Here is an 11,667-nt window from a genome sequence, read left to right on the forward strand (position 1 = left end):
GCCGTCCGCACGTCCGCCCCCGCGCAGCACCGCATCGCACCGTCCGCGCACGCCGCGCCCGCGCCGTCCCGCACCGAGGAGATCCCCGAATGCCAGCTCCGCGCACCGTCCTTCTCACCGGCGCCGCCGGCGGCCTCGGCACCCTCATGCGGGGTCTGCTCCCCGCCTACGGCTACGACCTCCGGCTCCTCGACCTCACCCCCATCGAGGGCGAACCCGACGCCATCACCGCCGACCTCGGCGACAAGGCCGCGCTGCGGGAAGCCGTCCGGGGCGTGGACGCCGTCATCCACCTCGCGGGCATCTCCCTGGAAGCCTCGTTCGACAAGATCCTGCACTCCAACATCGAGGGCACGTACAACCTCTACGAGGCCGCGCGCGAGGAGGGCGTCGGGCGCATCGTGTTCGCCTCCTCGAACCATGCCATCGGCTACACCCCGCGCCCGGCCGCCGGTGACCCGCTGATCCCGGTCGAGACGCCCCGCCGCCCCGACACCTTCTACGGCCTGTCGAAGTCCTTCGGCGAGGACCTCGCCCAGTTCTACTGGGACAAGCACGGCGTGGAGACCGTCTCCGTGCGGATCGGCTCCTGCTTCATGGAGCCGACGTCGGTGCGGATGCTGTCCGTCTGGATGAGCCCGGGCGACGGAGCCCGCCTCTTCGACGCGGCCCTCACCGCCGAGGACGTACGGCACACCGTGGTCTACGGCTCCTCCGGCAACACCCGGCTGTGGTGGGACCTGACGACGGCACGCTCCCTCGGCTACGAGCCGCAGGACGACTCCGAGCAGTACGCGGACAAGCTCGTCGCCGAACACGGGGAGCTCGACCCGGCCAACCCCGACCACGCCCACATCGGGGGCCACTTCGTCACGAACCCGCCGATCTGGCCCTACTAGAACCCGGCCGCTCCGGAACCCCGAGACCCTCCGGATTCCGGTACGAGCGACATGGCCACGCGAGCGTCACCCTCACGCACCACGGCCGCCCCGCGGGCACCCTGCGCGGCGGCCGGGCTGAGAAGTTCCTGGCCGAGGCGGAGTCCGGCGACGACCAGCTCGTCATGGCACGCTGGACGGGCGCGTACCGGCACGGCAACAAGCGGAACACCCCGCAACAGGGCCAGGGGCGGGCGCTGAGCCGTACGGAGCAAGTCCCCGAAGGTAAGGGAACGGCAAAGCCGGGTCGTTCGTTACCCCGTGCATGACCGCAATGACCCCCGGCTCGAACATCCCTCTCTCCGCCGCCCGCGTGGCGGTGGACGTCGCCGCCCCCGTGCGGCTCGACGTCTCGGGCCTGCTGCTCACCGCCGACGGCAAGGTGCGCTCCGACGACGACTTCATCTTCTACAACCAGCCCACGGGCACCGGCGTGACCTACCGCTCGGGCGGCGGGTCGGCGCCGGACGCGATCGTGGTGGACACCACGGCGGTCCCCCCGGGCATCGAGAAGATCGTGGTCACGGCGAGCCCCGACGCCGCGGGCCAGACCTTCCAGGGCGTCGAGCCCACCGCCACCGTGCGCAACGCGGACGACGGCAGCGCGCTCGCCACCTTCACCCCGCCGCAGCTGGGCAGCGAGACCGCGCTGGTGGTCATCGAGATCTATCTGCGCAACGGCGCCTGGAAGGCCCGCGCGGTCGGCCAGGGCTATGCGAACGGGCTGGCCGGCATCGCCACGGACTTCGGTGTCTCGGTGGAGGAGCCCGCCGCGGCGGCGCCGCCCGCCCCGGCCGCCGCACCCCTCGCACCGCCGGTCGCGCCGCCCGTCGCTCCCCCGGCGACCGCACCCGTCGATCCCCGGGTCGCCCCGCCGGCCCCTGCGGCACCGCCCGCGCCGCCGGCTCCCGCGGGCTCCGGCAAGATCAACCTCGACAAGGGCCGCGTCAGCCTCCAGAAGAACCAGACGGTGTCCCTGGTCAAGGGCGGCAAGCCGCTGCTCTCGCAGGTCAAGATGGGTCTCGGCTGGGAGCCCGCGTTCCGCGGCAAGGACATCGACCTCGACGCCTCGGTGATCGCCTTCGGCCCTGACCGCAAGCACCTGGACAGCTGCTACTTCGGCAAGCTCTCCATCCTGAACGGCGCGATCAAGCACTCCGGCGACAACCTCACCGGCGAGGGCGCGGGTGACGACGAGGTGATCGTCGTGGACCTCGGCCGGATCCCCGCCGACGCGACCGGCCTGGTCTTCACGGTCAACTCGTTCACCGGGCAGAAGTTCACCGAGGTCGCCAAGGCCTACTGCCGGCTGATCGACGCGGCCACCGGCGAGGAGCTGGTCCGCTTCGACCTGACCGGCGCGGAGCCGCAGACCGGCGTGATGATGGCCAAGCTGATCAAGCAGTTCTCCGGCGAGTGGGAGATGACCGGAATGGGCGAGTTCGTGAAGTCGCGGACCGTCCGCGGCATGGTCAAGCCCGCCGCGAAGGCCCTGTAGCGCCGACGTCCCCCGGAACGGCTTCCGGGGCACCCGCGGGTTCTCCCCCTCAGGTGCCCCGGATCCGGAGAGTCTCCGGTGGGACGCGGTGCGTGCTCGTTCGCTCTCTCAGAGCTTGGTCAGCTTGGAATACGGGCTCAGGATCCTCCCCTGTCGCCCCGAGAAGTCGATGAGCACTGCGTCGTTGTCGCCCTCGACAGCAAGGACTCGGCCGAGTCCGAACTGGTCGTGCGACACCCTGTCGCCCACATCGAAGCATTCGACCGGTGGGGCCGCCTGGGCCGGGCGGTTGAAGGGACTGGAAGGCAGGTGACGCCGGGAACCGGCTGACTGTTTCATTACGGTCGAGTATGCGCCCTGTAAGCGCCCGACGCCATGCCCGACCACTCCGGAGCGGGCAGTAGTGCCGCATTCGTAATCAGCGGTTCCAGGGCCGGTCCGCGCTCCTGCCCGCTTCCAGCAGGGGCACCATCCGGAACGCCACATCGGAAAAACCCCCGAAGGTGTGGCGGTTCTCGCTTCCCGGCGGCGCGTGCCCGACGCGGTGGCCGGCGAGCTTCCTGGTGTACACGGGAACGGTCGGCGGAATGCCCTCGGTGACGTCCCCGTGGTAGGTGAACGACGCCTGCTCGTCGGTGACGATCAGCACCCGGTCGTGCGCGCGGCACGGCGTCCTCGGGGTGGCGCCTGCGGTCCAGGGCCTACCGGAACAGATCCCCCTGCCAGGGCTTGGCCGGGCCGGGCGCGGCACGGCCGTACCGCGAGGTCCAGTATCCGAGCAGCTCGGCCGGGCTCGTCCGCACGGGCAGCAGCACGGAGCCCCGGCTCCAGGAGAACAAGCGCGCGACGCGCGAGGGCTTTTTCCCCCACGCGCCGCGCATACGGGCGTCAGCGCTTGTTCGGCTGGCGCTTCCACGGCCCGGTGATGGCGAGCATGATGCCGGGGTTCTGGATGTTGGCGAACAGCGTCCTGCCGTCCGGGGAGAAGGTGACTCCGGCGATCTCGCTGTAGGAGGGCTCTTCCTCCGTGCCGGCGTTGAGGTCGTTGCGCGCTATCGGGTAGGTGCGGCCGCTGTCGGTCGCCCCGAAGAGGTGCTGGATCCCGTTGCCGTCCTCGGAGATGACGATGCCGCCGTACGGGGACACGGTGATGTTGTCCGGACCGTCGAAGGCGCCGTCCACGGAGGGGTCCGCGTTGACACCGAGGAGGACCTTCAGCGTGATCGTGCGGCGCTTGGGGTCGTAGAACCAGACCTGGCCGTCGTGGGCCACGGGGCTCTCGTCCCGGGCGAACGAGGAGACGAAGTAGGCACCGCCGTCGCCCCACCACATGCCCTCCAGCTTGCGGGCGCGGGTGACCTCGCTGTCGGTGAACTGCTTGCGCACGGAGACCGTCTTCGCGTCGCGGTCGGGTACGTCGACCCAGTCCACGCCGTAGACGGTGCCGATCTCCGTGGCGCGGGACAGGTCGTCGACGAACGCGCCCCTCTTGTCGTAGCACTTGGTGGCCTGGAGGACACCGGCGTCGTCGGCGAGGGTGCGCAGCTTTCCGCGGCCGTGCTTGAAGCCGTGCGGCGGGACCCAGCGGTAGAGCAGGCCGTTGGGGCCGGAGGCGTCCTCGGTCAGGTAGGCGTGACCCCGCTTCGGGTCGATGACGACGGCCTCATGGGCGTACCGGCCGAACGCCTTGACGGGGCGCGGGTCGCGGTTGGCGCGCTTGTCGTACGGGTCGACCTCGAAGACGTAGCCGTGGTCCTTCAGGAGACCGTCCTTGCCGGCCTTGTCCTCGGTCTCCTCGCAGGTGAGCCAGGTGCCCCACTCGGTGCTGCCGCCCGCACAGTTGGTCGAGGTGCCCGCGATGCCGACCCACTCGGCGGTGCGGCCGTCGCGGCGGGTCTCCACGACGGTGCAGCCACCGGCCGCGACCGGGTCGTAGACGAGGCCCTCGGTGAGCGGGACGGGGTACTCCCAGCCGGCCCGGGTGCCGGCCAGCTCGTGGTTGTTGACCAGGAGGGTGACACCACGGGCGCCTTCGAAGGCGGCCGTGCCGTCGTGGTTGGAGGGGGTGAACTCGCCGCTCTCCAGCTTGGTGACACCGCTGTGCGTGATGACGCGGTACGAGAACCCGGCGGGCAGCGCGAGGATGCCCTTCGGGTCGTCGATCAGCGGGCCGTACCCCAGCTCCTTGCCGTGCCCGTGGCCCTTGTCGTCGTCGTGCCCGTGGCCGTGCCGCGTGTCCTCCGCGGCGAGGGCGCCCGGTGCCGTGGCAAGTGCGCCGACGGCACCGGTCAGGGCTATGCCCGCACCGGTGAGGGCGGACTGTCTGCTGAATTCCCTGCGTGTGATCGACATGACGGGCTCCTGGTGCTGCGGCGTGGCCGGGTGGGTTGGCGCGATCACGTTCTCTCCCCCGCACCAACTCCAGCTGAACACCACCCGGCGCACGGGGAACCTGTGTCCCAACCCGCTCCCCGTCCCAGGACAAACCCGTCCGAACGGGCGTCCGCAACCAGCCGTTGCTGGCTGGAAGACGCCGGTCCACCCGTCAGTCGCGGCCGAAGACCTTGCGGGCGGTCCCGAGGTCGAGGAGGACCGTCTCACCTGTGGAGTCGCTCAGGCCGTCGTTGTCGGTGACGGCGTAGACGCGGCCGTTGCCCGCCACGGTGAGACCTTCGAGCTTCTCCTGCGTCCAGCCCTTCGTGGCCCTCAGTGCGGGGAGCACGTCGTGGGCCAGGGTCTTCGGCAGGACGGTGAGCGCGCCCTCCGGGGCGGCGGTCCTCGGCAGGCCGACCGTGTAGATCCGCTTGATTCCGGCGGCCGGGCCGTTCAGCTTGTCGCGTTCGATGACGGCGAGCTTGTTCCCCACCACGGTGATCTCGGACAGGCCGATCCAGTCGCCGGCCGTGGTGGTGGTGGTGAGCCGGTAGCCGTACCAGCTCCAGGTGCCCGCCCTGACGTCGTACCGGCCGAGGCGGACCACGCCTGCCGGGTCGGTCCCGGCCTCGCGCTGGAGGGTCGCCCAGACGATCTCGCGGCCGTCGCGGTCCGTGGTGGCGGTGACCCCCTCGAAGCCCTGCGAGCCGAGGCCCGATGCGACGTCGGACGGGAGCGGTACGACCTGCTGGGTGACGCCGTGGCGGTCCAGGCGCACCAGCTGGTTGTCCGCGCCGGTCTTCCCCTCGACGGCCAGCCAGAAGCCGCCCTGGGGGCGGGCGTGGACACCTTCGGCGTCGTAACCGACAGGCTTGCCCGCAGCGTCCCTGACCGTCAGCTCCCGCTTGATGACGGCGGGTTCGCGGCGCGCGTCGATCGTGAGGATGCGGGTGGTGGAGTACGCGGCGTCGGTCACGGTGTACAGCTCGTCGGCGCGTCCCGGCACGGCCGACAGGGCTCCGAGGGCTCCCCAGCCGATGGGGGCGCCCTTGGCGCCCGGGGCCGAGACGAGCGAGGGGGAGGAGGGTGTGCCCCTGCCCAGGCGGAACAGGCTCACCGAGGCGCGCACACCGGCCTCGGCGTCGTCCTCCTCGCTGGAGACCGCGAGCAGTCCGCGTGAGGGGATCGGCAGCAGGCCCTCGGGGCCGTTGGTGGCCGGCAGCACCTGCTTGAAGACCGGCCGGGTGGGCTTGCTGATGTCGTAGACGGCGACGAAGTTGCTGCGCTCGGAGCCGACGAAGGCGTAGCGCACCCCGTCGTAGGTGGCGATCGCGAGCCCTTCGGGCTCGGTGCCCTTCTTCTCCGAGCGGTCCTCGTTGAGCAGTCCGTGACGCGCCGCTATGTGCTCGAAGCTGTTGCCGGCGTCCCAGGCCACCTTGCCGGTACGGCTGTCGAAGACGGTCCAGCCGCGGGTGCCGCCCTTCCAGTCGCCCTCGTTGGCGGTGGCCAGATAGCGGTCGTCGATCCAGCCGAGTGCGTCCGGTTCGCGCGGGACATCGGTGAGGGACCCCGTCTGGTCGACGACGCCGTCCTCGACGGTGTCGATGCCGTCGACGGAGGCCGTGCCGGCGCTGAACGCCTTGGTGAGGCGCCCCGACGCGAGGTCGATCATGACGACGCCGTTGTTCTCCTGGAGGGTCACGGCGAGCTGACCGCGGCTGTTGACGGAGACGTACTCCGGCTCCGGGTCGGTGGGTTCGGCGATTCCGGCGGCCGTCAGTGCGGGCAGCGCGGAGCCGTCCGCCCGGGTCAGCGACACCGCGCGGGTGGTCCACCGGGCGGGCGAGGAGCCCTCGAGATCGATGATCTGCACGAATCCGGCGGGCGCCTGCGGGAGGTCGCCCTCCTCGCCTCCGGCGGGGGCGGCTTCCTCGTCACGCTCGTTCTCGATGGCGACGGCGGCGTACCGCTTGTCCTTGCTGACCGCGATCGAGTCGGGCTGGCCGCCCAGGTCGTGGCTGGCCACCCGCTCGCGGGTGCGCAGCGAGATGACGTCGAGGCGGCCGGACGGCTCGGTGTAGCTCACGCTCGTGTTCACGACGACCAGCACGTACTCGCCGACCACCGATACCGAGGTCGGCTCGTCCTCGGCGTCGCCCAGTTCGGTCAGGGAGAGCGTGCCGAGACCCTTGGGCCGGGCGGCGTCGCTGATGTCGAGGAAGCCGATCCGCTTGGCGGCGGCGTCCGTGTGGACGAGTGTGCGGCCGTCCTCACTGGTCGCGGAGATCTCGGCGACGGTCTGTGCCGAGGCGTCCTCGCCGGCCGGCCGGTTCTGGAAGACGGGGTAGGTGGCGGTACGTTCGAAGGCCATTGACCTCGGTCCGCGGTCACCGCCGTGCGTCTGGCCCGCGTTCGCCACACCTGCGCCTGCCAGGGTGCCCGCGGTCACGGCCAGAACCGCGAGTGCGGCACAGGTTCTCTTCGGGAGCATCGTTCCTCCGGTTCGGTCAACTGAGGAACCGGATGCTCGCAGCCCTGGGCCATGACCGATGGGCGGCTCGGTGAACGGACGGCGAAGATCAGGAACACCGCCGGAGACCGAGGGGCCGACGAGGCCGACGAGGCTGTGGCAGCCTCTGTGCCCCCGCGGCCCCGTCGTCCCCGCGTCAGGCCTTCTGCCGCGACCGCGCCTTGTACGCCGCCTTACGCGCGGCCTTCGCCGCCCCGCGGTCGGGGTGCAGACGGCCCATCGCCTCCAGCACCTCGGCCGTCGCGGGGTGCTCGACCCGCCAGGCCTCGTCGAAGAAGCCGCTGTGCTGGCCGGAGAGCCCCTCGACCAGCTCCTGGAGCTCCTCCAGGTCGCCGTCGGCGTCCAGTTGAGCGGCGATCGTGTCCACGGCGAGCCAGAAGATCATCGACTCCGGCGGCGCGGGCACATCCGCCGCTCCGCGCTCCGCGAGCCAGACCCGCGCCAGCCCGCCGAGCTCAGGATCGTCGAGCACCGCGCGTACCGCGGGCTCCGCCTCCGGCCCGACCAGGGCGAGAGCCTGCTGGCAGTGGAGTCTGCGCAGCGGGGCCCGCCGGTCGGCGCCGCGCGCGGCGCCCAGGAGTTCCACCGCGGCGGCCTCGGCTCCTTCCGCCCCACGCCGGCCGAGCCACAGACCGACCTCGGTGCGCGCGGCCTCCTCGGGGTAGTAGGCGATGCCGTCGAGCAGGACGTCGGCCCCCTTGTCGGCGAGGTCACCGACGGCCGGCGCGTCCACACCGGCCTCCAGCATCCGCTCCCGGATGCCGTAGAGACCGAGCGGGGTCAGCCTCACCATGCCGTAGCGGGTGACGTCCTCGTCGTCGGCGGGCGGTGTCGCCTCCTCGCCCTCCTCGGACAGCAACGCCTCGTCCACCGGCCGGTATTCGACGATCCCGATGGGTTCGAGGACCCGGAACTGGTCGTCCAGCCGCATCATCGTCTCAGACACTCGCTCCAGGACTTCGTCGGTGGGCTCCCCCATGTCCTCGGGCACCACCACGGACGCGGCGAGGGCGGGCAGCGGCACGGGGCCCTCGGCGGGGCCTCCCTCGGAGAGAGTCAGCAGATAGAGGTTGCCGAGCACCCCGTCGAGGAAATCGGCCTCCTCCTCCGGGTCCCAGTCCAGGGCGTCGAAGTCGACGCTGCCGTCCTCACCGATGAGGTCCGCGAAGTCGTCGAAGGCCGGTGCGGTGGCGTCCGCGTGCACGGCCTCCAGGCCGTCGAGCCAGATCGCGAGCACGTCCTGCGGGGATCCGGAGGTCAGCAGGGCCAGGTTCTCGCCGGCGGTGACGGTGCCCTCCGCGTCCGTCCCCTCGGCCCCCTCCGTCTCCTCGGCCCCGTCGGTCCCGTCGGCGTCCTGCGGGTCCTCGAAGTCGACGAGCCCCGTGTCGACGGCGAGGCGCCACGCCTCGCTGGCGTACGCGATGCCGTCCTCGTCGTCGCCGAGCCCCAGATGCTGGGCGGCCGCCGGCAGCTGCGCTTCGACGAGCTCACCACCGGCGCCGACCCGGGTCGTGGGTCCCGCCCAGCGGGCGAGGCGGACGGCGCGGGCGAGCAGCGGAGCGGCCAGCGCGTCCCGCGCCAGCTCGGCCTCGGTGTGCAGCCGCACCGGCGGCAGGGAGGGGCGCTCTGCGGACATCTGGGGGGTCTCCTCGGGGCATGCGCGGGCTGTGTTCAAGGGGGGCCGGCCCGGTACGTACGGGCCTTGGCCGCCGCCCCAGCGTAGACGCATTTCGTCCCGTGCCGCCCGGTTCTACCGCACGCCCACCCTCATGCTGAGCGCATGCGTCCAGCGGCGCACGGTACTGCTCTTCAGACCGGGGTAGTTCTGGACCCGGTGCCACTGCGGGGTCAGCGATCCGACCCCGCCGCCGGGAGCCGCGAGCGCGTCGGCATGAGCCTGTGCGCTCACCCACTCAGCGTAGTTGAGCACCCGTGTCCCGTCCGCGCTGACGTGGAAGTGTGCCGAGATACCACCGGGCGCCAGGGCCGGGTCGGAGTCGAGTGCCTCGAACACGGCATCCACCCAGTCCCGTTGGCGAGCAGGGTCGGGTCCGTCGAACTCGATGTCGACGGTCACGACGCAACCCGGCTCCCGGACGTCGTCCTTGTTCACCCCTGAGCGGTACAGCTCGAACGCGCGCAGTCCGACCCGCTCGATGCCCGGCACCGCCGCGTCGATCTCGGCGACGCGCTCGTCACGCCCCGTGCGGGCGAAATCCCGGTGAGCGGCTTCGTCGGCCCACCGGGAGTAGTGGAGCAGGGCCTCCCCGTCGTCGCCGGCCAGGACGCTGTACGACAGCAGACCCGGGTGCGGCCACTCGCGGGCCTCCCATGCGGCGCGGATGGCCTCGACCGTCCGGCGCTGCCGTTCGGGGGTGCCGACCTTCCACGTACTGACCTTCACCACCCCCGCGCCGGCACGGGTCAGGTCGGGGCGGGAGTCGAACTGCACGGACACCATGGCGTGATCCTCTCCGGGCGCACCTCCGTGGTGCGCCTTCGATCACCACCCTCGTACGTCAAGCGCACTTGAGGTCAAGGCCGGTCATCCGGTCCGGTCGTCCTCACCCGCCAGGCCGTCGTGTTCAGCTCGTCCATCAGGCGTATGTCGTGGCCCTCCAGCGGAAAGACCCGCGCGCCCGTGTCCGGGGCGGCGGCGATCTCCAGGGCGTCCCCCTCGATGAGGTCGCCGCCCTCCTGGGTGGAGATCCAGGCCAGCGTCGAGGTGACGCTCGCGCCGGGCTTCAGCATGACCTCCTCGGGCCCCTCGTCGTTGCCGAACATCGATCCGCCCGCGTTCACGGGGACGGGGAGGCGCTCACCGTCGTCCCCCAGCGCGCGGACGGACGGGTAGCCGTGGACGCGGTAGGCCTGCTTCCCGCAGTTGGTGAGCGTGAGGGTGACGGCGCGGGCGAACATCGCCGTCTGGACAGGCCCCATGTCCACGACCACCCCGGAAGCGGGGCAGCCCTCTGCCGACGCTGCGGGGGTGGGCGCGAGCTGGGCGGGCACGTCCGTCGTGGCCCCGGTGTCCGGGGCGGGCGCGTCCGGGGCGGGCGCGGCGTCCGCCGGCCGCGTCGTGGCGGCGGGGCTCGGCGTCGGGCCCGGCTCCCCCTCGCCCGCAGGGACGAGGAAACCGGCACAGCCGGACAGCGTCAGCGTGGCCGCCGTGAGTGCGGCCGCCGAGATCGTTCTCCGTACGCGCATACCGTGCAATCCCACCCCTGGAACGGTCCGTCGCCACTGCGTTCGATCATGCCAGACCGCGTCTGCCACCGTTCAGCATCTCTTGCCCGTCACCCCAAGCAGAACTAAGTGGACCGGCACGCACCGGGCGCCGAGACTGCGGAGATGACATCCCACACGGCCAGGCCCTTCGGCCGCGCCCTCTGCGCCATGATCACTCCGTTCACCGCCACAGGTGACCTGGACCTGGACGCCGCCCGCCGTCACGCAGCCGCTCTTGTCGCGGCCGGCTGCGACGGCCTCGTGCTCAGCGGCACCACCGGAGAGTCACCGACGACGACGGACGAGGAGAAGACCGCGCTGCTGCGGGCCGTCCGGGAGGCCGTCGGCTCCACGGTCCCGCTCGTCGCGGGGGTGGGCAGTTCCGACACCCGGCACACGGTCCGGCTCGCACAGGAGGCCGAGGCGGCGGGCGCCGACGGGCTGCTGGTGGTGACCCCGTACTACAGCCGTCCCCCACAGGCCGCCGTGGAGGCGCACTTCCTCCGGGTCGCGGAGTCCACGGGCATCGGGCTGATGCTGTACGACATCCCGGGCCGCACCGGCACGAGGATCGAACCGGCGACACTGCTCCGTCTGGCCGGGCACCCACGTGTCGTGGCGGTCAAGGACTGTTCGTACGACCTGCTCGCAGCCGCCAAGGTGATGGCGCGGACCTCACTGGCGTACTACTCGGGATGCGAGGAGCTGAATCTCCCGCTGTACGCCCTCGGCGGCGCCGGCTATGTCAGCACGGTCGCCAACGCGGCCCCGCGTCAGATGCGGGCCGTGCTGGACGCGTTCGACGCCGGCGACACCGCGGAGGCGGCCCGCCTCAACGGTCTCACCGCCCCGCTGATCGAGGCCATGATGGCCGCCGGCCTGCCCGGCACCGTCACGGCGAAGGCGCTGCTCGACGCGGGCCCGGTCCGCGAACCACTGCAGCCCGCCGGCCGCGAGGCGACCGACGGGCTGCGTGGGGTGCATGAGGAACTCCTCGCCGCTACTGCCTAGTGACCTGGTTCGGAGATGCGTGAGCAGTAGCGGCAGATCCGGTCGAGGATCTGGTCGGCGGTCTTGGTCCACTTGAAGGGCCGGGCCTC

General features: G+C 71.7%; 9 protein-coding genes and 2 pseudogenes. 4 read left to right on the forward strand and 7 right to left on the reverse strand.

Features of this window, described 5'->3' with window-relative positions:
* Positions 1 to 89 precede the first annotated feature (89 nt).
* The 3 genes and pseudogenes from ACIREO_RS36320 to ACIREO_RS36330 all read left to right on the forward strand — a co-directional run bounded on the left by ACIREO_RS36320 (position 90) and on the right by ACIREO_RS36330 (position 2,436).
* Positions 90 to 899 (forward strand): NAD-dependent epimerase/dehydratase family protein, encoded by an 810-nt coding sequence (locus ACIREO_RS36320; protein ID WP_404118426.1) that lies wholly within the window; start codon positions 90 to 92, stop codon positions 897 to 899.
* Positions 887 to 1,132: pseudogene (locus ACIREO_RS36325) on the forward strand (hypothetical protein); the annotation flags it as partial. The gene ACIREO_RS36320 and the pseudogene ACIREO_RS36325, both read left to right, overlap by 13 nt.
* 71 nt (positions 1,133 to 1,203) lie before the next feature.
* Positions 1,204 to 2,436, forward strand: a complete 1,233-nt coding sequence (locus tag ACIREO_RS36330; protein WP_404118429.1) for a TerD family protein — start codon at positions 1,204 to 1,206, stop codon at positions 2,434 to 2,436.
* A gap of 108 nt (positions 2,437 to 2,544) precedes the next feature.
* On the opposite strand, the gene ACIREO_RS36335 is transcribed toward ACIREO_RS36330, so the two are convergent.
* The 7 genes and pseudogenes from ACIREO_RS36335 to ACIREO_RS36365 form a co-directional block, all read right to left on the reverse strand.
* Positions 2,545 to 2,775: a hypothetical protein gene (locus ACIREO_RS36335; RefSeq protein ID WP_014156926.1), complete on the reverse strand. Its 231-nt coding sequence runs from the start codon at positions 2,773 to 2,775 to the stop codon at positions 2,545 to 2,547.
* A 79-nt stretch (positions 2,776 to 2,854) separates the two neighbouring features.
* Positions 2,855 to 3,100: pseudogene (locus ACIREO_RS36340) on the reverse strand (TROVE domain-containing protein); the annotation flags it as partial.
* A gap of 224 nt (positions 3,101 to 3,324) precedes the next feature.
* A complete protein-coding gene (locus tag ACIREO_RS36345; RefSeq protein WP_404118432.1) occupies positions 3,325 to 4,788 on the reverse strand; it encodes an alkaline phosphatase PhoX in 1,464 nt (487 codons plus the stop codon).
* 193 nt (positions 4,789 to 4,981) lie between these two features.
* Entirely contained in the window at positions 4,982 to 7,300 is a 2,319-nt protein-coding gene (locus ACIREO_RS36350) for an esterase-like activity of phytase family protein (protein ID WP_404118434.1), read from the reverse strand.
* 175 nt (positions 7,301 to 7,475) lie between these two features.
* Positions 7,476 to 8,975 carry a hypothetical protein gene (locus tag ACIREO_RS36355; protein WP_404118435.1) on the reverse strand — a complete coding sequence of 500 codons (1,500 nt, stop codon included), beginning with the start codon at positions 8,973 to 8,975 and terminating at the stop codon, positions 7,476 to 7,478.
* 114 nt (positions 8,976 to 9,089) lie between these two features.
* Positions 9,090 to 9,797: an antibiotic biosynthesis monooxygenase gene (locus ACIREO_RS36360; RefSeq protein WP_404118452.1), complete on the reverse strand. Its 708-nt coding sequence runs from the start codon at positions 9,795 to 9,797 to the stop codon at positions 9,090 to 9,092.
* A gap of 77 nt (positions 9,798 to 9,874) precedes the next feature.
* The gene (locus ACIREO_RS36365) at positions 9,875 to 10,546 is read right to left on the reverse strand and encodes a DUF4232 domain-containing protein (RefSeq protein WP_404118437.1); all 672 of its coding nucleotides are present in this window, start codon (positions 10,544 to 10,546) and stop codon (positions 9,875 to 9,877) included.
* 144 nt (positions 10,547 to 10,690) lie between these two features.
* On the opposite strand from ACIREO_RS36365, the gene dapA reads away from it, so the two are divergent.
* Positions 10,691 to 11,578: a 4-hydroxy-tetrahydrodipicolinate synthase gene (dapA, locus tag ACIREO_RS36370; protein ID WP_404118439.1), complete on the forward strand. Its 888-nt coding sequence runs from the start codon at positions 10,691 to 10,693 to the stop codon at positions 11,576 to 11,578.
* Positions 11,579 to 11,667: the final 89 nt, after the last annotated feature.

Origin of the sequence: Streptomyces sp. NPDC102441 (assembly GCF_044765585.1) — a bacterium.
Lineage (GTDB): Bacteria > Actinomycetota > Actinomycetes > Streptomycetales > Streptomycetaceae > Streptomyces.